Genomic DNA, 22,760 nt, shown 5'->3' on the forward strand with positions numbered 1-22,760 from the left:
TGCGGCCTCTGCGTTGGAGCGCGATGCACCGGGCTGCCGAGGGACGGCGCAATCCCGCTCGCACTCCACACGCCAGGAGCTGACGTGCTGCGAAGTGGGTCGGCGTAGAACGCCCCGCGCCCCGTCGATCTTGGACTTGTGGCGCCTGGGATGCCCCGTATGCGAGCTGTGCGAGGTGCCACAACTCCAAGATCGGCGGGCTAGACCGAGCGCGGACGCGCCACCGGGCGGCGGGGCGGGAACGACGTGAGGCGGGCCCAGTCCGGGTGGACGGAGCCCGCCTCGATCGTCACGCGCCTACGGTGCCGGCGCGAGGTGAGACAGCGTGCGTGTCAGCTGAGCCGGGTGGAGGGCGTCCGGCGGCGTCCCCGCAGGTGCATCCCCAGCAGGCCGACACCGAGGATGGCGGCGGCCAGCAGGCCCGTGGTCACACCCGTGGAGAGCGTGGGGCCACCGGTGTTACCGGAGGCGAGAACCATGCCGTTCTGCGACTCCTGAGCGGCGTCGTTCGTGGTGTTGCCCGCCGGAGCGGCCTTGGGCTTGGGCTTGTCCTTGCCGTTGTCGGCACCGGCCGGCGCGGGGACCGGGGTCTGGGCCAGCGCCTGGGTCGCCTGGGCGAAGGTCTGCGGGGTCACGTCCGGGGCGTTGCCCTGCGTACGCCACTGCTTGAGCTGCTTCATGCCCTTGCAGGCCGAGGGGTAGCGGTCGCAGTAGCTGGTGGTGTTGCCGATGCTCTCGGACGAGAGGACAGCCTTGGCGATGGCCCGGGCGAGCGTGCTGGCGCCGGCGTTGAAGATGGCGTTGAGCTGGCGGCTGTCGGCCGGGTCGTTGATCTGGAGCGCCTCGCCCTTGCCGGTGGACACCGCGAACACGGTGTCACCGTCGCCGAGCGTGTGGATCGGGCTGATCGCGCGGGCCATGCCGTCGTGCGCGTTGCCGGACATGCGCTGCGCGGCGGCCTTCTCCAGCGGGGCGTTCGTGGCGACCACGGCGATCGTGGTGTTCGCCGGCTGCTCGGCGGCGGCGGCCGGCGGGGTCGGCGGGTTGCACTCCTTCTTCTTGGGAGCCTTGTACCCGGCGAACTCGTCGCCGATGCCGTACTTGACGCCGTACAGGGTGCAGTCGGCCGGGTCGACCGGGGAACCGGCCGGGTTCACGATCACCATCGCGCCGACGTAGATGCCGTCGCCGAGGTGGACGCTCGCGGTGCCGACGCCGCCGCGCATGCCGCCGCCCCGGGCGCCGGTGCCACCGCCGACACCGCCCTGGCGAACGGGACCGTCCGAGGTGGCCTGTGCCGCGAGGTAGCCCCACTCGGCGGAGGTGCGGGCCTTCGGGTCGCCGCCGCGGCCGAGGTCGAAGATGTCAGCGGCCGGCACGATCGGGGCCACACCGCCGGCGCCGACGCGTACGCCCTCGCCGCGGTCCTCCAGCCAGCGGATGATGCCGTTGGTGGCAGACAGCCCGTACATGCTGCTGCCGCCGAGCTGGATCGCGTTGACGCCCGGGTTGGAGTTGAGCGGGCTGAGCAGGTCGGTTTCCTTGGTGGCGGGGGCGCCACCACGCTGGTCCACACTCGCCACGGACATCTGCGGCATGTAGACGACCGAGGTGCCGGTCAGGTACGGAGCGGTGTCGGACTGGACCTGGCCGACCTGGATGCCGGGAACGTCGGTGATGGCATTGTGGGCGCCCGGGGCACCGGCGGCGGGGTTGGCCGACGCGGGCGACCCGACGAGCACGAGTCCCGGACAGACCAGGGCTGCCGCGGCGAACGCGGCGAATCTGGACGACTTCATGCAGCTTCTCCCATGTGAAGCGGTGCGACCTCCGCCCCGATCCGGGGCGGTCGATGCATTGGGCAACTGGTGGTCCCCCGTGGTACACGACGAGATGTGACGGAGGCTACTGGTCAGACCAGTTGAAGGGAAGAGCCTGCTCAGCTGATGGCCGACTCGAATAATCCGAGGTCAGGCCACATCAGGCGGATTCAGAGCAATACGTCCACCATCGAGCGGCGCGCCTCCGGCACGTACTCGGCGTAGTAGTGGTGCAGCTCCTGACGGGTCAGCCGGGCCACCTCGTCGGCCTCGCCCGCCCGCATCGCGTCGATGACGCGCCGGTGGTGCGCGAGCGTGCGCTCCATCAGGGCCTCCGGGTCCGGAGCCTGGGCGAGCTTGGTCGAGATCAGGTCCAGCACCATGCTCCGTACCGCGTCGAGGCAGAGCACGAGCAACTCGTTCCCGGACAGCCGGGCGACGTACTCGTGGAAGCGGAGGTCCGCCGCGCTGAACGCCTCGTATCCCTCGGCGACCGCGTCGCGCATGCCCGTCAGCGCCTGCTCCAGCTCGTCCAACTCGGACGGTGACGCCAGCCGGGCGGCGACCGACCCGGCCGCCGATTCGATGATCATGCGGAACTGGAGCAGCTCCGCCACGCCGAGCCGCCGACTGTCCACGACCCGGGCGAACAGCTTGCGCATCGCCGAGGCGGTCGACGCGATCACCTGCGGCCCGAGCGGGTCACCGGGGCGGGAACGGATCAGGCCGCTGCTCTCCAGCACGCGCAGCGCCTCACGCACAGTGGACCGGCTGACGTCGAACTGGGTCGTCAGTTCGCGCTCGCTCGGCAGGCGGTCCCCCGGCCGCAGATCCCCGGCGGCGATCCGCTCCTCGACCTGCCGGACGATCCCCTCGTACGCCCTCACGGTGCGCACTGGAGCGAACGAGACACCCTTCGGCATGGCGAACCTCCCGACGCACGGCGGCCTCGCGCCGCTGGGAACAACGGTACGGTGCATCGACCCGCGCGGTGGTCAGCCCCCGCCCGCCACGACGAGTGCGCAGGCCGCGCGGCGGGTCACCGGAGCAGCCGGCGGGCGCACGGGCCGTCGTGGTCGGCCCGCAGCAGGCAGCGCCGGCCGTCGCCCATCCGAAGATCGCAGAAGACCCGATGGCGTACGCCCTGCTCGTCCTCGGCCGAGACGGTGGTCTTGCCCGGGTCGGCCTGGGCGAGCACGCCCGACCAGCGGGCGACGACCCGGGCCAGGCGTACGGCGCCGGCCAGGTCACCGGCGACGACCGGCAGGTGGATGACGAACCGCTCGCGGGAACTCATCGACGGTACGCTCCCGCGTTCATCCGCCTCTGCGCCTGCTCGGACTGCCAGCACCGCAGCGCGTCCCGGACCCGCGCGGTCTCCTCCCGGCTGACGCCGAGCGCCCGGTAGACGTCGGCCAGGTCGAGCGCCACCCGGTCGAGGAACTCGTGCACCTCGGCCGGGTCGAGCCCGCGCCGGCCCCGCCGGGTCGTCCGGAACCGCCGTTCCCGCACCTGCCAGGGGCGCAACGGCGTGTAGTTGGCCGCCCGGTAGCAGCCCGGCTGGGTGGTGCCGCGACCGGCTCGCGCGCGCCGACCGGGCCACCGGAGGTTCCACCGCACGAACGCCTGCCTCTCGTGGTCGAAGGGACTGGAAGGGCGGGACCACCCGCCCGCCGCGCGCGGGCGGACCCGCCCGCCCCGCCACCGCAGCGTCACTTCGCGGTACGGCACCGGGGCAGTCGAGATTGAGCACTCGAAGGAGTCATGTGCGCCGGTTACCGCACGAACACGCTCCGACCATAGCAAGAATCCAACATGGCTACAACCCATCATCGCCATAAAGCCTTGATGGATCAGATCTACCGGGGCACAAGGCTTACGTCATGACCATCGATCCGCGCTCGCACACGCCGGTCTACGTCCAGCTCGCCGACCTGATCCGAGAGCAGATCGAATCGGGCGCGCTGCCGCCCGGGGCGAGCGTCGGCAGCGAGTCGCGGCTCAGCCAGGAGCACCAGATCGGCCGCGACGCGGTCCGGATGGCGATTTCGCTGCTGCGATCGGAAGGGCTCGTCACCACCAGCCGTCCGCTCGGCACGCGGGTCCGGGAGACGCCGCAGCGCAGGCAGGTGGAGCTGGCCGCGGGCGCGAGAGTCGTCGCGCGGATGCCTACCGGCGCCGAGCGCCGGAACATGCTGCTGGACGAGGGCGTACCGGTGCTCGAGATCCACGGCCCGGAGGGCGACGTGGAGTTGCTGCCGGGCGACGAGGTGGAGCTGACCCGCCCGGCACACGACTGAGCCGGGCGGCGCGCGTCAGGCGGTGGGCGTACCCATCGCCACGTCGTCGACCTTGATGTTGATCTCGGCGGCCCGCAGCCCGTACGCCTCGATCGCGGACGCCACCGCGGCCCGGACCTCACCCGTCACCTGCGGCACCGGGTACCCGGCGTCGATCACGAGGACGAGGTTGACCACTGCCGACCCGTCGGTGACGTGCGCCGAGCAGCCGCGCCGCGCGTCCCCGACCTGCTCCAGCCCGACCCGGTCCAGCACGGCGTTGAAGAAGCGGGCGATGTCGCCGCCCAGCTCGGCAACCCCGGGCACCGACTTCGCGGCGGCCACCGCGATCTTCTCGACCACCTCGTCCGAGACCGAAGTGCTCCCGCCCGCCACGGTCTCAGGCATCGCCGGCAGCTCCTGAGTAGCGTCGTGCTCCACGCGCCCACCCTCCTTCGTCCGAGGGAGCGTACATCGACCGTCGATCATGGAGTTACGGCCCCGGCACAAGCCGCGAAGCAGGCGCAACCGGGGCCGCAACTGCAAGATCGCGGGGTTTGTGGGAGCGCCTCCCGTCACGCGAGATCGGCGTTCCGTCAGGTGGCAGCGGTGGACGGGGCGGGGGCGGGTCAGGAGCCTAGCTGGGAAAGCAGCTCGTCCGCCGCCGCGTACGGATCGATCGCGCCCTCGGCCACCTTCGCGGCGAGCGTCGGAAGCTGCGTACCGTCGCGCAGTGAGCCGATCCGGGCGCGCAGCACGCCCAGCGCGATCGCCTCGATCTCGGCGGCGGCCCGCGCCTCCCGGCGGCGGCGCAGCTCGCCGTGGCGCGCCAGCCAGTCGCGGTGCTTGTCGATCGCGGCGGCGATGTCGTCGATGCCCTCGGCACGGGCGGCGATCGAGCGCACCACCTGCGGACGCCACTCCCCCGGCCCGCGCTCGCCCAGCGCGATCATGCCCTGGATGTCGCGGACTGTGGCGTCCGCGCCGTCCCGGTCGGCCTTGTTGACCACGAAGACGTCGGCGATCTCCAGGATGCCTGCCTTCACGGCCTGGATCGCGTCACCCATGCCCGGCGCGAGCAGCACGAGCGTGGTGTCGGCCAGCGAGGCCACCTCCACCTCGGCCTGCCCGACGCCGACGGTCTCGACCAGCACCACGTCGCAGCCGGCACCCTCCAGCACCCGCACCGCCTGCGGCGTCGCCGCCGAGAGCCCGCCCAGGTGGCCCCGGCTGGACATCGAGCGGATGTAGACGCCCGGGTCGGTCGCGTGGTCCTGCATCCGGACCCGGTCGCCGAGGATCGCGCCGCCGGTGAACGGGCTGGACGGGTCGATCGCCAGCACGCCGACCCGGTGCCCGCGCGCCCGCAGCGCCCGGACCAGCTCGTTCGTGGTGGTCGACTTGCCCACACCGGGCGAGCCGGTCAGGCCGACCACCTGGGCGTGCCCGGCGTACGGCGCGAGCGCCGCCGCCACCTGCGGCAGCACCTCGTCGCCGGACTCGACCAGGGTGATCAGGCGGGCCACCGCGCGGGGGTCACCCGCGCGGGCCCGCTCCACCAGCATGGGTACGTCCCGGCTGCGGCGCACCGGGCCGGTGGCCGCCGCCGGGGCGTTCTGTGCATCGTTCACAGGTATCAGCAATCAGCTCTCGGCGCCGTTCGGCACGTGGATGATCAGCGCGTCGCCCTGCCCGCCACCGCCGCAGAGCGCCGCCGCGCCGGTGCCGCCGCCGCGCCGCTTCAGCTCCATCGCGAGCGTGAGGACGAGGCGGGCGCCGGACATGCCGATCGGGTGGCCGAGCGCGATCGCGCCGCCGTTGACGTTGACCTTGTCGGGGCTGATGCCGAGGTCACGGGTGGACTGGATGCCCACCGCCGCGAACGCCTCGTTGATCTCGATGAGGTCGAGGTCCTCGATGCTCAGGCCGCCCTTCTTCAGGGCGTGGTTGATCGCGTTGGACGGCTGCGAGTGCAGGGAGTTGTCCGGGCCGGCCACGTTGCCGTGCGCGCCGATCTCGGCCAGCCAGGTCAGGCCCAGCTCCTTGGCCTTGGCCTTGCTCATCACGACCACGGCGGCCGCGCCGTCGGAGATCGGCGAGGAGCTGCCGGCGGTGATGGTGCCGTCCTTGGTGAAGGCGGGACGCAGCTTGCCGAGCGACTCGGCGGTGGTGTCCGGGCGGATGCCCTCGTCCTCGCTGATCACCAGCGGGTCGCCCTTGCGCTGCGGGATGACCACCGGGGTGATCTCGTCGCCGAAGTGGCCGTTCTTCTGCGCGGCGGCGGCGCGCTGGTGGCTGGCCGCGGAGAACGCGTCCTGCTCCTCGCGGGTGATGCCGTGCTTCGCGCCGTGCCGCTCGGTGGACTCGCCCATCGAGCAGCAGTCCCAGGCGTCGGTGAGGCCGTCGAGGGCCATGTGGTCCTTGACCGTCACGTCGCCGTACTTGTAGCCGGAGCGCTGACCGAGCAGCAGGTGCGGGGCGTTGGTCATGGACTCCATGCCGCCGGCCACCACGACGTCGAACTCACCGGCCCGGATGAGCTGGTCGGCGAGCGCGATCGCGTCCAGCCCGGAGAGGCAGACCTTGTTGATGGTCAGCGCCGGGGTGGACATCGGGATGCCGGCCTCGACGGCCGCCTGCCGGGCCGGGATCTGCCCGGCGCCGGCCTGGAGCACCTGGCCCATGATCACGTACTGGACCTGCTCGGGCGCGACGCCGGCGCGCTCCAGGGCCGCCTTGATCGCGATGCCACCGAGCTTGGTCGCGGGGAGGTCCTTGAGGTTGCCCAGCAGGCGCCCCATGGGGGTCCGCGCGCCGCTGACGATCACCGAAGCCATTGCCTGCCTCCGAGGGGGTGCCGACCTGTACGCCTTAACGATTGTTCGGTCAGACTAGCGTCATGGCTGAGAACTCCCCCGTCGAGCCCGCTGCCGAGTTTGTCACAGACATCGGCCTGCGCCGCATCGACCACGTCGGGATCGCCGTGGCCGACCTGGACGCCGCGATCGACTTCTACCAGCGCACGTTCGGGATGCGCTGCGTGCACACCGAGACCAACGACGAGCAGGGCGTACGCGAGGCGATGCTCGCGGTCGGGCCGGACGCCTCCGGCGGCATGGTGCAGCTGCTCGCGCCGCTCTCGCCGGACACCACGATCGGCAAGTTCCTGGACAAGCGCGGTCCGGGCATCCAGCAGGTGGCGTACACGGTGGCGGACATCGACGTGGCATGCGCGGCGCTGCGTGAGCGCGGCGTCCGGCTGCTCTACGACGCGCCCCGGCGCGGCACGTCGGACTCCCGGGTCAACTTCGTGCACCCCAAGGACGCCGGCGGCGTGCTGATCGAGCTGGTCCAGCCCGCCTGACGCGCGTGGAGGGGGCCGGTCGCGGCCCCCTCCCGGCATGTGAGAAGGCGCGCGGCAGTGCGCACTTGCACGTTCCCACGGACACCTCCACGCATCGGTGGATGCAGTTTTTCACAGAGGGGTTCCCGCTTTAGCTACCGTTCAGTAACGTCCGCCCGAACAGCAGCGGCGACCGGTTGCCGAATGTGTCGATTGCCGACATGGCGGTCCCGTCGCACCGGCGCCGACGATGGCAGCACCCCTGCCCGCGTCGTGCGGGTGTGGACAAACGGGAGGTCACCGTGCAGGACATCCTCGAAGCGATCATGGCGGCGGAGGGTTCGTCGCAGCCGGAGCGGGAGCTCGCCGGCCTCGCCGGCCTGCCCGTGCCGGAGAGCTACCGGGGCGTGGTGGTGCGTGCCGAGGACACCCGCATGTTCGAGGGCATGGCCACCCGCGACAAGGACCCGCGCAAGGCGCTGCACGTGCAGGAGGTGCCCACCCCCGAACTGGGCCCGGGTGAGGCGCTCGTCGCGGTGATGGCCAGCGCGATCAACTACAACACGGTGTGGACGAGCATCTTCGAGCCGCTGCCCACCTTCAAGTTCCTCCAGCGCTACGGCCGGCTCTCCGAGCTGACCCGCCGCCACGACCTGCCGTACCACGTGGTCGGCTCGGACGCCGCGGGCGTGGTGCTGCGCACCGGGCCCGGCGTGACCAAGTGGAAGGCCGGCGACGAGGTGGTCGCGCACTGCCTCTCGGTCGAGCTGGAGGACTCCGCCGGCCACGACGACACGATGCTCGACCCGCAGCAGCGGATCTGGGGCTTCGAGACCAACTTCGGCGGCCTGGCCGAGCTGGCGATCGTCAAGGCCAACCAGCTGATGCCGAAGCCACGCCACCTGAGCTGGGAGGAGGCGGCCAGCCCGGGGCTGGTCAACTCCACCGCGTACCGGCAGCTCGTCTCGCACCACGGCGCGAACATGAAGCAGGGCGACGTGGTGCTGATCTGGGGTGCCTCCGGCGGCCTCGGCGGCTACGCCACCCAGATGGCGCTCAACGGCGGCGCGATCCCGGTCTGCGTGGTCTCCTCGCCGGAGAAGGCCGAGCTGTGCCGCAAGATGGGCGCCGAGCTGGTCATCGACCGGACCGCCGAGGGGTTCAAGTTCTGGTCCGACGAGCAGACCCAGGACCAGGACGAGTGGCGGCGCTTCGGTGAGCGCATCCGCGAGCTGACCGGCGGCGAGGACCCGGACATCGTCTTCGAGCACCCGGGCCGGGAGACCTTCGGCGCCAGCGTCTACGTCGCCAAGAAGGGCGGCACGATCGTCACCTGCGCCTCCACCAGCGGCTTCAACCACCAGTACGACAACCGCTACCTGTGGATGCACCTCAAGCGCATCGTCGGCAGCCACTTCGCCAACTACCACGAGGCGTGGCAGGCCAACCGGCTGGTCGCGCTGGGCAAGGTGCACCCGACCGTGTCGAAGACGTACGCGCTGGAGCAGACCGGCCAGGCCGCGTACGAGGTGCACCGCAACGCGCACCAGGGCAAGGTCGGCGTGCGGTGCCTCGCCCCCGCCGACGGGCTCGGCGTCCGGGACACCGAGATGCGCTCGCGCCACGAAAGCGCCATCAACCGGTTCCGCGGTCACTGACCGTACGGTCGCACCGGATTGCCTTTCCGGCGGAGCCGGGCACCATTCGACCGGCGTACGCACAAAGGGCCGCGGGTACCCACCCGCGGCCCTTTTCGCGCCGCCTTCCCCGCAGAAGCCCGACCCGCCCCACCCGCCCGGGAGCTGCCAAGATCGCCAATTGGTCCGGTCTCACCGGCCGACCGAGTTGACCATGTAAACAGGACGCGAAAGGTGCCGACCGCTCTTGCGAACCACCCTGGGGCGTCTGCCAGTATGTCCCAATGCCCCAGCAGCAGTCCTCCCCTCTTGCGTTCTTCGATAACGCGAACTCACAGCCCGATTTCACCGTTGGCCTGCGTGGTTACAACACCAACCAGGTCGACGACTTCATCGGCCGCCTCAGCGCCGCCCTGAGCCAGTCCGAACAGGCCCGCGCCGAGGCCGAGCAGCGGATGAACGACGCCCAGCGCCGGCTGCGGCAGGCCGAGCAGCGCCAGAGCGCGCTGGAGCAGAAGCTCACCGAGACCAACAAGCAGCTCGAGGAGAACAGCCGGCCGACGCTCTCCGGCCTGGGCACTCGCGTCGAGCAGATCCTGCGGCTGGCCGAGGAGCAGGCCAACGACCACCGCAACGAGGCCAAGCGCGAGTCGGAGGGCATCCTCTCCGCCGCCCGCCTCGAGGCGCGTGAGATCACCGACAAGGCCCGCGCCGAGGCCGCCGCCATGAAGGCGACCGCCGAGCGTGAGGCCGGCAGCGTCCGTACCGCCGCCGAGCGCGAGGCCGCCGAGGTCCGCGTGCAGGCCCGCCGCGAGGCCGACACGCTGCGCGCCGACGCCGACCGGGAGACCAAGCAGCTGCGTACGGTCACCGCGCACGAGGTGGCCGAGCTGAAGTCGACCGTGGAGCGCGAGGTCGCCACGCTGCGCGCCACCGCCGAGCGGGAGATCACCCAGCAGCGGGCCAAGGCCGCCCGGGAGGCCGAGGAGAAGCGGGCCGAGGCGACCAAGCTGCTCACCGACGCGCGCGACAAGCGCGACAAGGACCTGCAGGCCCTGGAGCTCCAGCTCGCCGAGCGGCGCGAGAAGGCCGAGCGCGAGGAGTCGGAGCGGCACGCCGCCCAGGTCGCGCAGACCCAGAAGCTGGTGAACGAGGCCGAGCAGCGCGCCCGCGCCGCGCAGGAGCGGGCCAAGGAGATCGAGCAGCGGGCCGAGGCCCGGCGGGTCGAGTCCGAGCGCACCGCCAACGAGACCGTCGACAAGGCCAAGGCGCTGGCCGACAAGACGCTGAACGAGGCGCGCGCCGAGGCGCAGCGGGTGCTCAACGAGGCCCGCACCGAGGCCGAGCTGACCACGCAGGCGGCCCGCCGCGAGGTCGAGGACCTGACCCGTCAGAAGGACGCGGTCACCTCGCAGCTCGGGCAGATGCTGTCCGGCCTGGCCGGCATCGTGCCGGGCGTGCCGGCCGGCGGCAAGACCGAGGCGCCGAAGGGCGACGCCGCCGCGCAGAAGGTGACGGCCGAGTCGGCCGGCTGACCGTTACACCCGCTGTCGGGGGCATGAGCCACGGCGCGGGGTGACGCCGGGTGACCGGTGTCGCCCCGCGCCGTCATGCTTGTGCGGCCCGTTTCGCCAGGAGGGTGAAGTAGCTCCCAGAAGGGGCGTCCGTATCGCCCCAGCAGAGCCGGATGCGTGTGAGGATGGGGGCATGTCGCACGGCGAGGAACTGTTCGCGCTCGGCGGGGACGTGACGACGGAGCCCAGCTTCGAGTCAGCCCTGCGGGGATACGAGAAACGGCAGGTCGACCGCTACGTCGCTCGCGCGGAGCACGAGATCGCGGCGTTGACCACCGAGCGGGAACAGGCATACACCCAGATCCACAAGCTGGCCGGTCAGGTCGAGGTGCTCCAGCGCGACCTGGCCCAGGTGCGCAAGCAGGCGGCGGTGGTGGACCGGGCGTCGTTCCGGCACCTCGGTCCGCGCGTCGAGCAGATCCTCACCATGGCCGAGGAGCAGGCAGACGACATCCTGGCCGCCGCCAACGAGGAGATCGAGGCCCGCCGCGCCGCCGCCGAGCACATCGTCGAGGAGGCCCGGGAGCAGGCCGCCCAGGCGCTCAAGGACTTCGAGATCGCGCTTGCGGCCCGCCGGACCGAGGAGGAGCGGCACACCGCCGCCCGCAAGGCCGAGGCCGAGGCCACGCTGAAGGCCGCCAAGGACGAGTCGGCGAAGCTGCGCAAGGACGCGCAGGACGAGTCGACGAGGCTGCGGACGGCCGCCCAGGACGAGGCCGAGAAGCTGCGCCGGACCGCCCAGGACGCACTGGCGAAGGCCCAGCAGGAGGCCACCCAGCTCCGCGACACCGCCAAGGAGATCCACTCCCGGGCACAGCAGGAGGCCGCGCGGCTGCGGGAGTCGGCCAAGGAGGCGCTGGCCAAGGCCCAGCAGGAGGCGAACCAGCTCCGCGAGGCGGCCAAGGAGGTGCACGCCAAGGGCCAGCAGGAGGCCAAGCGGCTGACCGACGCCGCCGCCGAGGCCGGCCGGGCCACGCACGCCAAGGCGCTGGCCGAGGCCAAGAAGATCGTGGACGACGCGGAGGAGGCCGCCAAGGCCACCCGCGGCCGGGCCCGCAGCGAGGCCAACCGGCTCACCACCGAGGCCGCCGAGGCCGGGAAGCGCAACCGCGCCGAGGTCGAGGCGTACGTGCAGCGCATGCGCACCGAGACCGAGGCGTACGTGCAGCAGGCCCGCGCGCAGACCCAGCAGGAGCTGGGCGCATGGCGGGCCGGCGTGGAGAAGGAGGTCGCCGAGCGGCGGGACGGCGCGGAGAAGGAGCTGGCCCAGCGCCGGGCCGCCGCCGAGCAGGAGTTCGCCAAGCGCCGCGACGAGCTGGACAAGCAGCACGCCAAGCGGCAGGAGGAGCTGGAGCAGGCGTACACGACGCGGCGCGACGAGATCGAGCGCACCGCCGCCGACGTCCGGCAGGCCGCCGAGGCCGACGCGCTGAGCATGCGGCAGCAGGCCGAGCTGGAGGCCGCCGAGCTGCTGCGCCGCGCCGAGGCGGACGCCGGCGCGCAGCGCCGCAAGGCCGACGAGCACGTCGCGGCCTCGCGACGCCAGTTCGAGGAGTACGCGGCCACCACCCAGCAGCACCTCGCCACCACGCAGCAGCACCTGGCCGCCACCCAGCAGGAGGTGGCCGCCGGCCGGCAGCAGCTCGCCGGGGTCATGTTGGAGATCGCCAAGGCCCAGCAGGAGCTGGCCGACCTGCGTACCGAGACCTGGAAGTCGCGGCAGGAGTCCGACGACCTGCAGCGCCGCCTCACCGACCTGCGGCGCGACGCCGATTCGGCCGGGATCGCGGCCACCCCGGTCGACCCGGACGACCTCGCTGCCGCCTCCACCGGCCGGTCCACCGGCGACGGCACGCCGGCGGGCGAGGGCACGCCGGCGGGCGAGGGCACGCCGGTCACCAGCGGCGCGGAGAGCCCCGGCGACACCCCGGCCGGCGGCGGGGCGCCGGTGGCCGCGAAGGGCACCGCCACCGCGGTCCCCAACGGCGCCGGGCCGGCCAGGGGTGACGGCGAGCCCGCCGACGCGGGCAAGGCGAAGCCGGTCGGCGAACCGGTGACCACGATGGACTCCCCCGGCGGAGCGGGCGTCGACGGCGAGCCCACTGTTGCCGCCGTACCGGGTGAGGGCGGCCGGGGCGCCACCCCCACGAAGATCACCAGCACCGGTGAGAACGGCAAGCGCCCGACCAAGCCGACCACCGACGAGCGCAGCGCCAAGCCCAGCACGGTGACTGTCGACAAGGACTGATCCACCCACCGCGCCGGATCGGGGAGGTGGTGGCATCCGCCCCACCCGGACCACGCCACCTCCCCGACCTGGCGGACCCAGCGCCACTTCGGCGAAGTGGCGGCATCCGCCCCACCCGGACCCCACCACTTCCCCGACCTGGCGGACCCAGCGCCACTTCGGCGAAGTGGCGGCATCCCACCCACCCGGACCACACCACCTCCCCGAACTGGCGGGTGACCCGCGCCGGGACGGCCCGGCGGGAAGTGGTGGTGGGATGGTCGGGGCGGACGGCGAGGACTACCCTGCGGGCAGAGGGCCGCGCGTCGGGCGTGGACGGCACCGGCGGGCGAGCCGGGCAGCGCGGGAGCCGGGAGGCACGGGTGTCGCAGGAGGGTTCCGCCGTCCCGGGTGACGAGGCGGCGGCCGTGCACCCCACCGGCGAGGCGGAACCCGCGCGCGACGCCACGACCGCCGCCGGCGAACCGCGATCCGGCACGGACACGAGCAGCGGACGGCCGACCGACGTCGAGCCGGGTGAGTTCGAGCCGAGCGGGCGCTTCGGCGTACCGGGACGCCCGCTGCGGCGCAGCGCCTTCCTGGTCGGGTTCACCGGCGCGCTCGGCGTGCTGCTCGCGTACGCGTTGTTCCTGGGCATCCGCAACGCCGCCGGCATCCTGGTGCTCGTGGTGATCGCGCTGTTCCTCGCGGTCGGCCTGCACCCGGCGGTGGTCCGGCTGCGCAAGTGGGGCGTGCCGCGCGGGCTGGCGGTGGCGGTCGTGACGCTCACCCTGCTGCTGCTGATCGTGGCCGGGCTGCTGGCGCTGGTGCCGCCGGTGGTGACCCAGTCCGGTCAGTTCATCCAGCAGCTGCCCGGGTACGTCGAGGAGCTGCGCCGCAACCCCACGGTCAACGACCTGGTGATCCGGTACGACGTGATGGAGCGGGTCCAGGCGGCGGCGAACGCGGACAACGTCGGGCGGGCGCTCGGCGGGGTGCTCGGCGGCGCGCAACTGATCTTCGGGACGATCTTCCGTCTGCTCACCGTGCTGGTGCTGACGATCTACTTCCTGGCGTACTTCGACAAGCTGCGCGAACTCGGGTACGCGCTGGCGCCGCGCTCACGCCGGGAGCGGGTCCGGCTGATCGGCGACGAGATCCTCACCCGGGTCGGCGCGTACATGGTCGGTGCGCTCGCCATCGCGGTGCTGGCCGGGGTGAGCACGTTCGTGTTCGCGCTGGCGGTCGGCCTGCCGTACCCGTTCGCCCTGGCCGTGGTGGTCGCGGTGACCGACCTGATCCCGCAGATCGGCGCGACGCTGGGCGCGGTGGTGGTGACGCTCGTCGGGCTCGCCACGGACCTGCCGGTGGGCATCGCCTGCCTGGTGTTCTTCGTGCTCTACCAGCAGGTGGAGAACTACCTGATCTATCCGAAGATCATGCGCCGGGCGGTGTCGGTCAACGAGGTGGCCGCGTTGCTCGCCGCGCTGCTCGGGGTGGCGCTGCTGGGCGTGGTGGGCGCGCTCATCGCGATCCCGACGGTCGCCGCGTTGCAGCTGATCCTGCGCGAGGTGGTGCTACCGCGTCAGGACGCGCGCTGAGCCGTTACTCGGCGCGCCGCTGGGCCGGGCCGGGCACCGGGGTGTCGGCGAACGCGGCGACGGTGCGGTCGGCGTACGCGCTGACGTCGCCGGTCTCCATCGGGCCGTCCCAGGCGGTGGGCAGCGGCAGCGGTACGCCGGGGGCGACCCGCCGGACGATCTCGTCCAGCACCTTCTCCGCGTCGCCGACCCAGAGGTGCTTGGCGCCGTCCACGCCCACCACCTCGGCCTGCGGCACGGCGGCGAAGCGCTCCCGGGCCTCCTCCGGCCGCAGGTAGTCGTCGAACTCGGGGACCAGCGCGGTGAGCGGCTTGCCCGTCTCGGCCCAGACCCCCAGGTCCTCCGGGGCTGAGTAGCGCAGCGGCGGGGAGAGCAGGATCGCGCCGGCCACCGCCGGGTCGCAGCCGTACTTCAGCGCCAGGTCGGTGCCGAACGACCACCCGACCAGCCAGATGTTCGGCAGCTCGTGGAACTCGGCGTACTCGATCGCCGCGGCCACGTCGAACTTCTCGCCGACGGCGCCGTCGAACACCCCCTCGCTGGTGCCGCGGACGCTGCTGGTGCCCCGGGTGTTGAACCGGAGCACGGCCAGGCCGGCCAGCGCGGGCAGCCGCCACGCCGCCTTGCGGAACACGTGGCTGTCCATCATCCCGCCGTGGGTGGGCAGCGGGTGCAGGCAGACGAGTGTGGCGGCCGGTTCACGGTCCAGCGGCCGGGCCAGCTCACCGACGAGCGTCAGCCCGTCGGCGGTGTGCAGCTCGATGTCCTCCCGGCGGCCGGGCAGGATCGACGACGCGCGAATCGGAGTGCTCACGCCTGCCAGTCTCCCGCGTCGGCGGCCCCGCCGCCCAGCGGGACGGGAACCGGGTGATCCAGATCGCTCAGCCGTAGCGCGGGGCGCCCCGGCCGCGCTGGAGGTTCGGCCCGCGCCGGTCCCGGGCCCGCCAGCAGCCGGAGTGCCAGTGCCGGCGGTCGGTCAGGTCGCCCCGGTCGTCGGCCGGCCAGGCCACCACGTGCGCCACGCCGGGACGGATCTCCTGGTCACAGCCGGGACAACGGTACGTCTTGACCGATGCCCCGCCGCTGATCGCGCGTATCTGCCAGTCGCCGTCGCGCCACTGCTGCACTGTCGGCACGCCGTGGCGGGCACGCTCGGCGTCCAGGCCGGGGTTCTCCTCCCGGCGGGGGCGGTTGCGACGAGGGCTCACGGTCACCAAGCGTACGGTCCGCCGGCCGGACCCGGGTCGGGCGATCTTGGTACGGATGCGCCCTTCCCGGGGCCGTTCCGCACCAGGATCTGCTCGTGGTGACCGATCAGGGCCAGGTCTGCGGACGGGTGAGGTCTCTCGCCACCTTCGTCCCGACGAGCACCGTCGCCGCGTCGGCCTCGGTGAAGTTCACCTGGCCCGGGGGTCCGTAGCCGGGGAAGGGCCAGGCGAAGTCGACTGTCAACCGCACCTTGGGCAGGCCGAGCAGTTCCAGGCGGTTGCCGTCCGGATACCGGAAGCCCGGACGGCCACCGAGGTCGCGGTTGCTGGCGCGGCCCGTGTCCTCCCCCATCTCCGCCCCGTAGACCAGCTTGATCCACATGTTCGACGAAGGTGCCCGGAAGACGGTGAGCTGAACCGTGAGGCCCTTCGGGAAGGCGGCCGCGTCCACCGAGCATCCCGTCACCGCCGCATTCGCCGGCAACGTGGTCGGTCGGACCGGCCCGGTGCATCGCCGGGCTTCCTCCCAGCGCACCAGACCGGCCACCCGGTCCAAGGCGGCTACGTCACCGCGAAGCGTGGCCGCCCGGGCGTAGAGACCGGGGAAGGGCTGCCACGACTTGACCAGACCGTCGGTACCGGCGACCCGCAACACGGCACCGTCGAAGGTCAGCCGACCGCTGACGGCCTGCACCGGGAAGCCTTCGATCGGGGTGTCGTCGAGGGTCTTCGCCACCGGGCTCACCTCGAGCAGGACCGGGTGCCCGTCACCGACGCTGAACCGGATCGACTCGACCAGGTTGGCGCTGTGGACGGACCAGCCCAGATAGCGGGCCCGGGTGGTGTCGACGCCTAGGTGCAGCACCTGCGGGTCGGTACCCACCAGATCGGGACGCTGAAGCGCCCCGGGCACCCCGTCGGCGAGCGGCGGCACCGGCGGTGGCGCCGCCTCCGGGGTTGCGGCCGTCCAGGGCATCCGCCCGGCCAGCCCGCCCACGTCCGCGCGTATCGCGCCGGTGAAGCCGAGCACGCCGACCAGGGCGAGCGCGGTGCCGGCGATGAGTCGGCGGCGTACCTGCCGGCGCCGGCCGAGCGCGCGGGAGCGGCGCAGCAGGCGCCCGGTGTCTGTCTCGCCCTCGGCGTGCTCCCGCAGCACCGAGGCGATCCGCTGGTCGAGGTCGGTCACGGCCGGCTCCCCTTTGTCATCGGGACGCCGCAGCGCTCCCGGAGGTGGGCGAGCGCCCGCATCGCGTGGGTGCGGACGGTGACCGGGGAGCAGTCGAGGATCTGGGCGATCGTGGCGTCGTCCAGGTCCTCGTAGTAGCGCAGCACCAGCACGGCGCGCTGGCGGTCCGGGAGGGCGCGGATCAGCCCCCACATCTCGTCCCGGTCCGCCGCCTCGCCGCTCAGGTCTCCGCGTTCGGGCCGGTCGGCGAACGTGTCCACCGCCAGTTCGCGGTTGGACCGCCGCCGCCACCAGGACGTGTTGGCGTTGACGAGCATCCGGCGCACGTACACGTCGGGCCGGTCGATCCGGGCGATCTTCCGCCAGTGCACGTACGCGCGCGCCAGCACGTCCTGGGTCAGGTCCTCGGCCCGGTGCGCGTCACCGGTCAGCAGCCGGGCCAGACGCAACAGCGCCGGGCCGCGGCTGCCGACGTACTCCTCGAAGGTCACACCTCGAAGACGCCGTCACCGGGCCCGGCTGTTGACAGCGGTCAGCGCCGGGTGTGGTCGCGGAACCCGCGGCCGGACTTGCGGCCCAGGTAGCCGGCGGTGACCAGGTGCTCCAGCAGCGGCGCCGGGGCGAATCCGGGCTCGCGCAGCTCCAGGTACAGCTCCCGCTGGATGGCCAGCGAGACGTCCAGGCCGACCACGTCGAGCAGCTCGAACGGGCCCATCGGGTAGCCGCAGCCGAGCTTCATCGCGTAGTCGATGTCGTCGGCGGTCGAGTAGCTGGCCTCCAGCATCTTCACCGCGTCGTTCAGGTACGGGAACAGCAGCGCGTTGACGATGAAGCCGGACCGGTCACCGCAGACCACGCCGGTCTTGCCGAGCTTCGCGCAGACCGCGCGGGCGGTGGCCGACGTCTCGGCGGAGGTGCGGATGGTCTGCACGATCTCCACCAGCGGCATGATCGGCGCCGGGTTGAAGAAGTGCAGGCCGACCACGTCGGCGGGACGCTGGGTCGCCATCGCCACGTCGATCACCGGCAGCGACGAGGTGGTGGTGGCGAGCACGACGCCCGGCTTGCAGATCTCGTCGAGGCTGGCGAAAAGCGCCTTCTTGACGCTCAGCTCCTCGATCACGGCCTCGACCACCAGGTCGACGTCGGCCAGGTGCTCCAGCGTCGCGGACCAGGTGATCCGGCCGAGCGCGTCGTCCCGGTCGGTCTCGCTGAGCTTGCCCCGCACCACGCCCTTGTTCAGCGAGGTCTTCACCGCCTCGCAGACCTTCGCGGACTTCTCCGCGCCCCGGGTCACCGAGATGACCTCGTACCCGGCCTTGGCGAACACCTCGATGATGCCGGTGGCCATGGTGCCGGACCCGACCACGCCGACCTTCGCGATGGCGCGGGCGCCGTCGGCGAGCGCGGCGTCCGCGGCGAGCGGCGTGTACTCGTCGGGTACGACCTTCGGCGAACCCGGCCGCTCGTAGGTGTAGAAGCCGCGGCCCGACTTCCGACCCAGCAGACCGGCGGTGACCATCTGCTTGAGCAGCGGGGCCGGGGCGTGCCGGCGGTCCCGGCCGCCGCGCCGGTACATCGTGTCGAGGATCTCGTACGCGGTGTCCAGACCGATCAGGTCCATCAGCGCCAGCGGGCCCATCGGCAGACCGCAGCCGAGCTTCATGGCGGCGTCGATGTCCTCGCGGGTGGCGTAGCGGGCCTCGAACATGCCGACCGCGTGGTTCAGGTAGCCGAACAGCAGCGCGTTGGCGATGAACCCGGCCCGGTCGCTGATCGTCACGTCGACCTTGCCGAGCCGCTCGCAGAGCGCCTCCACGTCGGCGACCACGTCGGCGGAGGTGACCACCGTGCGGACCACCTCGACCAGCTTCATCACCGGGGCCGGGTTGAAGAAGTGGATGCCGATGACCTGGTTGGGCCGCGTGGTGGCGACGGAGATCTCGGTGACGCTCAGCGACGACGTGTTGGTGGCGAGGATCGCCTCGGGCTTGCAGACCCGGTCCAGCTCGGCGAAGATCCGCTGCTTGAGGTCCAGGTGCTCGGGCACCGCCTCGATCACCAGGTCCACGTCGTGCAGCGCGTCCAGGCCGACCCGGAAGTCGACCCGCGCGAGCAGGGCGTCCCGCTCGGCCTCGGCGAGCTTGCCCTTGGCGACGGCCCGGTCGGTGGAGCCGGTGAGCGTGGTCCGGCCGCGCTCCAGCGCCGCGTCGGAGATCTCGACGGCTGTGACGTCGACGCCGTTGCGGGCGAACACCTCCACGATGCCGGCACCCATGGTGCCCAGACCCACCACGCCCACCCTGGTGAACTCCCGCGCCACGACCGGCCTCCCCTGGCTCGACTCCGCCGTCCGCGACATGAACGGCCGCTAAGGTTATGCGCCGGAGTCTGCCACGTGACGCTGTGTTGTCGAGACGCCGTGGGATATTTCACGCACCGCGCCTCACCCGGTGGCGTTCTCCCCGGTCAGCGCCAGCAGTTCGGCGACGATCTCGGCCGGCCGTTCCAGGTGCGGGCTGTGCCCGCAGCCGGGCAGCACCACCTCGCGGTACGTCCCGCCGGCCGCCGCGTACCGGTCCAGCACCGCGCGGGTCTGCCCGACCATCGGCTGCGGCGGGCACTGGGCCTCGCCCGGCCAGCCGGGCACCACACCGAGCCGGCCGAGGTACGCCAGGTCGAACAGCGAGGTGTCCGAGACGATCACGTCGGCGTCGCCGCGTACCCAGGTCACCGGCGGCTTGACCGGCACGGCGACGAGCTCGTCGGCGAGCCGGAAGTGGGCCGGGGCCAGCGCGTTGAGCACGCCGCGCGGACCGGCGGCGGTCCCCGGCCAGTGGGCCGAGGCCACGGCGGTGCCCGGGTAGTTGTCGTCCCCGGTGGCGGTGGTCAGCATGCTCTCCAGCAGCAGGTCCTCGTCGTCGCCGAGGGACGCCGGGTCGGCCACGTACGCGGCACGCAGCACCGCACGTGGGCTGGTCGGGCCGTCCGCGCTCCGGTCACCGGCGGCGAGCCGGGCCACGAAGTCGGGGTTCGCGCCGCCGGCGCCGGTGCCCGCGAAGTCGGGCGTCGTCGGGGTGCCGTCGAGGTCCCGGGTGCCGCCGAAGCCGTACGGGGACACCGGCGCCTCCAGCAGCAGCCCTGCGACCCGCTCGGGGTGGCCGACGAGCAGCCGCATCGCCACGCCGCCGCCCAGCGAGTGCCCGGCCACCACCGGCCGGGCGCCGGGAAGGAACAGCCCCGGGGCGTCCAGCAGCGCGGCCACGTCGTCGGCGAAGTCGTCCAGCCCCCGGGTGGCGTCGACAGGCGCGGTGTCTGTCTCGCCGTAGCCGCGCAGGTCGGGCGCGACCACCCGCAGCGTCTCCGGCAGCCGGGCCAGCAACGGTTCCCAGAACGCGGAGGAGGAGACGTTGCCGTGCACCAGCAGGACCGGTACGCCGTCCGGTGGACCGGCCACGCGGACCGCCTGGGTGATGCCGTTGGCCTGGACCGTGAGCCGTGCGCTGCGCATCCGCGCATGCTGGCACGCGCCCCCACCCCCGGTCCATGTGCCCCACCCCCACACCGCCGCACGCGACGGTGGCGCACACCCCCGCCCCCTCACCGCGTCGATCATGAGGTTGGCGGCGACAAATCGGACGCGGACCGCCGCCAACTTCATGATCAACCGAGGGTCGCGGGGGGCCCGAGAGGGCGGCGGGTGGTGAGGGGCTAGCGGGCGTCGGCTGGCTGCGCCTCGCGCGCCTCGATCGGCTGGCGCGGCCCGGGGACGGGCAGCGGCACTGTGGGGCGCTGGTCGCGGCGCATCACGCCGAAGCTCATCCCGACCGGGTCGGTGCGGGCCACACCCGGGTCGTAGAGGCGCAGATCGGTGCGGCCGAGCCGGACCACGTCGCCGTCGGCGATCGCCACGCTGCCGGTGACCCGGGTGTCGTTGAGCCAGGTGCCGTTCGTCGAGCCGAGGTCGGTGAGCAGCACCCCCTCCGGGGTGGCCCGGACGGTGGCGTGCCGCCGGCTCAGGTGCGGATCGGCGAGCACGATGTCGGCGGTCGGCGCACGGCCGATCACCTGCGCCTCCTGGCCGACCCGGAACGTGAGCCCCCGCATCGCCCCGCCCGACACCGTCAGCAACGGCATCAGCTCAGGATGCTCCTCCATGGACAGTCCTCCACCCCACATCGCCCCGCGGCGTCAGCCTGCCACCTCACCGTAGTGGCTTGCACCACCGCGCGGTCACCCCCGCGACCCCGGCCGGTCATCTCCCGTTCGCCGTTTCGGACGGCACTTCCGTCGATGCGACGGCTGATCGTCCGCGCAGCGTACGGCGCATTCGACACCTACCGGCGAGTAATCCTCGGGTCTAGACTTCGGCCATGACCGCTGTACATGTGCCGGGCGCCCCGCTCATCTCCGAGGGTCAATTGGTGTCGACCAGCCCGGCCACCGGCGCCGAGGCGGGCCGATTTCCGCTGGCCACCGAGGCGGACGTGCGCGCCGCCGTCGACCGCGCCCGGGCGGCCGGTGACTGGTGGGCCGGGCTCGGCTTCGCCGGCCGGCGCGACCGCCTCCAGCGCTGGCGCGGCGTGCTCGCCCGGCGGATCGAGGAACTGGCCGACCTGATGCACACCGAGGGCGGCAAGCCGGTCGGGGACGCGGTGGTGGAGATCCTCACCGCGCTGGAGCACATCGACTGGGCGGCCCGCAACGCGCAGCGGGTGCTCGGGCCGCGCCGGGTCCGCTCCCGCCTGGTCCTCGCCGAGTTCAGCGGTCACCTCGAATACCAGCCGTACGGCGTGATCGGTGTGATCGGCCCGTGGAACTACCCGGTCTTCACCCCGATCGGCTCCGCCGCGTACGCGCTCGCGGCAGGCAACGCGGTGGTGTTCAAGCCCAGCGAGTACACGCCGGCGGTCGGCCAGTGGCTGGTCGACAGGTTCGCCGAGGTGGTGCCGGAGCAGCCGGTGTTCCAGGTGGTGCACGGCTTCGGCGCGGTCGGCGCGGCGCTGTGCCGCTCCGGGGTCGGCAAGGTCGCGTTCACCGGCTCGACCGCCACCGCGAAGCGGGTGATGGCCGCCTGCGCCGAGACGCTCACACCGGTGCTGCTGGAGGCCGGCGGCAAGGACGCGATGATCGTGGACAGCGACGCCGACCTGGACGCCGCCGCCGACGCGTGCGTATGGGGCGGGATGACGAACGCCGGCCAGACGTGCATCGGCATCGAGCGGGTCTACGCGGTCGACCAGGTCTTCGACGCCTTCGTGGAGAAGGTGGTGGCGAAGGCCGGGCGGCTCACCGTGGGCGCCGACGGCTCCGACCTCGGCCCGATCACCATGCCGTCGCAGATCGACGTCATCCGCCGGCACATCGACGACGCGATCGACCGGGGCGGCCGGGCGGTGCTGGGCGGCCCGGAGGCGGTCCAGCCGCCGTACGTGCACCCGACGGTGCTGGTCGACGTGCCGGAGGACTCGGCCGCCGTGCAGGAGGAGACGTTCGGCCCGACGCTCGTGGTCAACCGCGTCCGGGACGTGGACGAGGCGGTCGAGCGGGCGAACGCGCTGCCGTACGGGCTCGGGGGTTCGGTCTTCGGCCGGGCGCGGGCGGTGGCGGTCGCGCGGCGGCTGCGTTCCGGCATGGCCTCGGTCAACTCGGCGCTGACCTTCGCCGGCATGTCGACGCTGCCGTTCGGCGGCACCGGCGAGTCCGGCTTCGGCCGCATCCACGGCGAGGAGGGGCTGCGCGAGTTCGGCCGGCCCAAGTCGGTCACCCGCCGCCGGGCCCGGTCGCTGCTGCCGGCGATGACGTTCGAGCGCACCCCGGCCGACATCGCCCGCATTGTCAAGATCGCCAAGCTGATGTACGGCCGGGGCCGCTGAGGCGGCGCC

At 72.7% G+C, this 22,760-nt stretch carries 21 protein-coding genes; 7 read left to right on the top strand and 14 right to left on the bottom strand.

Going from position 1 to position 22,760, the window contains the following annotated elements; translation table 11 throughout:
- Positions 1-332 precede the first annotated feature (332 nt).
- From O7611_RS22790 to O7611_RS22805, 4 genes are all read right to left on the bottom strand, one after another.
- Positions 333-1,799 carry a P1 family peptidase gene (locus tag O7611_RS22790; RefSeq protein WP_269697549.1) on the bottom strand — a complete coding sequence of 489 codons (1,467 nt, stop codon included), beginning with the start codon at positions 1,797-1,799 and terminating at the stop codon, positions 333-335.
- Positions 1,800-1,990: 191 nt separating this feature from the next.
- Positions 1,991-2,707, bottom strand: a complete 717-nt coding sequence (locus O7611_RS22795) for a FadR/GntR family transcriptional regulator (RefSeq protein WP_269697550.1) — start codon at positions 2,705-2,707, stop codon at positions 1,991-1,993.
- 152 nt (positions 2,708-2,859) lie between these two features.
- The gene (locus O7611_RS22800; protein ID WP_269697551.1) at positions 2,860-3,117 is read right to left on the bottom strand and encodes a hypothetical protein; all 258 of its coding nucleotides are present in this window, start codon (positions 3,115-3,117) and stop codon (positions 2,860-2,862) included.
- Positions 3,114-3,440 carry a DivIVA domain-containing protein gene (locus O7611_RS22805; protein ID WP_269698153.1) on the bottom strand — a complete coding sequence of 109 codons (327 nt, stop codon included), beginning with the start codon at positions 3,438-3,440 and terminating at the stop codon, positions 3,114-3,116. The genes O7611_RS22800 and O7611_RS22805 overlap by 4 nt, the downstream gene beginning before the upstream one ends.
- A gap of 263 nt (positions 3,441-3,703) precedes the next feature.
- Between O7611_RS22805 and O7611_RS22810 the strand changes: the two genes are divergently transcribed.
- Positions 3,704-4,120: a GntR family transcriptional regulator gene (locus O7611_RS22810; RefSeq protein WP_030503874.1), complete on the top strand. Its 417-nt coding sequence runs from the start codon at positions 3,704-3,706 to the stop codon at positions 4,118-4,120.
- A 15-nt stretch (positions 4,121-4,135) separates the two neighbouring features.
- Here the strand turns inward: O7611_RS22810 and O7611_RS22815 are convergent, their stop codons facing one another.
- From O7611_RS22815 to O7611_RS22825, 3 genes are all read right to left on the bottom strand, one after another.
- Positions 4,136-4,540, bottom strand: coding sequence for an Asp23/Gls24 family envelope stress response protein (locus O7611_RS22815; RefSeq protein ID WP_194800617.1), 405 nt, complete (start codon positions 4,538-4,540; stop codon positions 4,136-4,138).
- A gap of 188 nt (positions 4,541-4,728) precedes the next feature.
- Complete coding sequence (gene meaB, locus O7611_RS22820; RefSeq protein ID WP_442929368.1) at positions 4,729-5,730, bottom strand: methylmalonyl Co-A mutase-associated GTPase MeaB; 1,002 nt, start codon at positions 5,728-5,730, stop codon at positions 4,729-4,731.
- 12 nt (positions 5,731-5,742) lie between these two features.
- Positions 5,743-6,936 carry an acetyl-CoA C-acetyltransferase gene (locus O7611_RS22825; protein ID WP_194800615.1) on the bottom strand — a complete coding sequence of 398 codons (1,194 nt, stop codon included), beginning with the start codon at positions 6,934-6,936 and terminating at the stop codon, positions 5,743-5,745.
- 62 nt (positions 6,937-6,998) lie between these two features.
- Between O7611_RS22825 and mce the strand changes: the two genes are divergently transcribed.
- The 5 genes from mce to O7611_RS22850 all read left to right on the top strand — a co-directional run bounded on the left by mce (position 6,999) and on the right by O7611_RS22850 (position 14,481).
- Positions 6,999-7,463, top strand: a complete 465-nt coding sequence (gene mce, locus O7611_RS22830) for a methylmalonyl-CoA epimerase (RefSeq protein WP_194800614.1) — start codon at positions 6,999-7,001, stop codon at positions 7,461-7,463.
- A 281-nt stretch (positions 7,464-7,744) separates the two neighbouring features.
- Positions 7,745-9,100, top strand: a complete 1,356-nt coding sequence (gene ccrA, locus O7611_RS22835; RefSeq protein ID WP_194800729.1) for a crotonyl-CoA carboxylase/reductase — start codon at positions 7,745-7,747, stop codon at positions 9,098-9,100.
- Between the two features lie 263 nt (positions 9,101-9,363).
- The gene (locus tag O7611_RS22840) at positions 9,364-10,614 is read left to right on the top strand and encodes a DivIVA domain-containing protein (protein WP_194800613.1); all 1,251 of its coding nucleotides are present in this window, start codon (positions 9,364-9,366) and stop codon (positions 10,612-10,614) included.
- Between the two features lie 172 nt (positions 10,615-10,786).
- A complete protein-coding gene (locus O7611_RS22845; RefSeq protein WP_269697552.1) occupies positions 10,787-12,901 on the top strand; it encodes a hypothetical protein in 2,115 nt (704 codons plus the stop codon).
- Between the two features lie 362 nt (positions 12,902-13,263).
- A complete protein-coding gene (locus O7611_RS22850; RefSeq protein ID WP_194800611.1) occupies positions 13,264-14,481 on the top strand; it encodes an AI-2E family transporter in 1,218 nt (405 codons plus the stop codon).
- 4 nt (positions 14,482-14,485) lie between these two features.
- Here the strand turns inward: O7611_RS22850 and O7611_RS22855 are convergent, their stop codons facing one another.
- The 7 genes from O7611_RS22855 to O7611_RS22885 all read right to left on the bottom strand — a co-directional run bounded on the left by O7611_RS22855 (position 14,486) and on the right by O7611_RS22885 (position 21,033).
- Positions 14,486-15,295, bottom strand: coding sequence for an alpha/beta hydrolase (locus tag O7611_RS22855; RefSeq protein WP_269697553.1), 810 nt, complete (start codon positions 15,293-15,295; stop codon positions 14,486-14,488).
- A gap of 67 nt (positions 15,296-15,362) precedes the next feature.
- A complete protein-coding gene (locus O7611_RS22860) occupies positions 15,363-15,695 on the bottom strand; it encodes a hypothetical protein (RefSeq protein WP_269697554.1) in 333 nt (110 codons plus the stop codon).
- A 100-nt stretch (positions 15,696-15,795) separates the two neighbouring features.
- Entirely contained in the window at positions 15,796-16,875 is a 1,080-nt protein-coding gene (locus tag O7611_RS22865; RefSeq protein ID WP_269697555.1) for a hypothetical protein, read from the bottom strand.
- Entirely contained in the window at positions 16,872-17,366 is a 495-nt protein-coding gene (locus O7611_RS22870; protein ID WP_194800608.1) for a SigE family RNA polymerase sigma factor, read from the bottom strand. The genes O7611_RS22865 and O7611_RS22870 overlap by 4 nt, the downstream gene beginning before the upstream one ends.
- 41 nt (positions 17,367-17,407) lie before the next feature.
- Positions 17,408-19,198, bottom strand: coding sequence for a 3-hydroxyacyl-CoA dehydrogenase family protein (locus O7611_RS22875; RefSeq protein WP_194800607.1), 1,791 nt, complete (start codon positions 19,196-19,198; stop codon positions 17,408-17,410).
- Between the two features lie 123 nt (positions 19,199-19,321).
- A complete protein-coding gene (locus tag O7611_RS22880) occupies positions 19,322-20,386 on the bottom strand; it encodes an alpha/beta hydrolase (RefSeq protein WP_269697556.1) in 1,065 nt (354 codons plus the stop codon).
- A 200-nt stretch (positions 20,387-20,586) separates the two neighbouring features.
- Positions 20,587-21,033: an FHA domain-containing protein gene (locus O7611_RS22885; RefSeq protein ID WP_269697557.1), complete on the bottom strand. Its 447-nt coding sequence runs from the start codon at positions 21,031-21,033 to the stop codon at positions 20,587-20,589.
- Between the two features lie 215 nt (positions 21,034-21,248).
- On the opposite strand from O7611_RS22885, the gene O7611_RS22890 reads away from it, so the two are divergent.
- Positions 21,249-22,751, top strand: coding sequence for an aldehyde dehydrogenase family protein (locus O7611_RS22890; RefSeq protein WP_269697558.1), 1,503 nt, complete (start codon positions 21,249-21,251; stop codon positions 22,749-22,751).
- The last annotated feature ends 9 nt before the right edge of the window (positions 22,752-22,760 follow it).

Origin of the sequence: Micromonospora sp. WMMC273 (assembly GCF_027460285.1) — a bacterium.
GTDB classification, from domain to species: Bacteria; Actinomycetota; Actinomycetes; order Mycobacteriales; family Micromonosporaceae; genus Micromonospora; species Micromonospora aurantiaca.

Coding starts and splice junctions, on each gene's coding strand:
- O7611_RS22790 (WP_269697549.1), bottom strand. CDS start 1,799: ATGAAGTCGTCCAGATTCGCCGCGTTCGCCGCGGCAGCCCTGGTCTGT.
- O7611_RS22800 (WP_269697551.1), bottom strand. CDS start 3,117: ATGAGTTCCCGCGAGCGGTTCGTCATCCACCTGCCGGTCGTCGCCGGT.
- O7611_RS22810 (WP_030503874.1), top strand. CDS start 3,704: ATGACCATCGATCCGCGCTCGCACACGCCGGTCTACGTCCAGCTCGCC.
- O7611_RS22825 (WP_194800615.1), bottom strand. CDS start 6,936: ATGGCTTCGGTGATCGTCAGCGGCGCGCGGACCCCCATGGGGCGCCTG.
- mce (WP_194800614.1), top strand. CDS start 6,999: ATGGCTGAGAACTCCCCCGTCGAGCCCGCTGCCGAGTTTGTCACAGAC.
- O7611_RS22840 (WP_194800613.1), top strand. CDS start 9,364: ATGCCCCAGCAGCAGTCCTCCCCTCTTGCGTTCTTCGATAACGCGAAC.
- O7611_RS22845 (WP_269697552.1), top strand. CDS start 10,787: ATGTCGCACGGCGAGGAACTGTTCGCGCTCGGCGGGGACGTGACGACG.
- O7611_RS22880 (WP_269697556.1), bottom strand. CDS start 20,386: ATGCGCAGCGCACGGCTCACGGTCCAGGCCAACGGCATCACCCAGGCG.
- O7611_RS22885 (WP_269697557.1), bottom strand. CDS start 21,033: ATGGAGGAGCATCCTGAGCTGATGCCGTTGCTGACGGTGTCGGGCGGG.
- O7611_RS22890 (WP_269697558.1), top strand. CDS start 21,249: ATGACCGCTGTACATGTGCCGGGCGCCCCGCTCATCTCCGAGGGTCAA.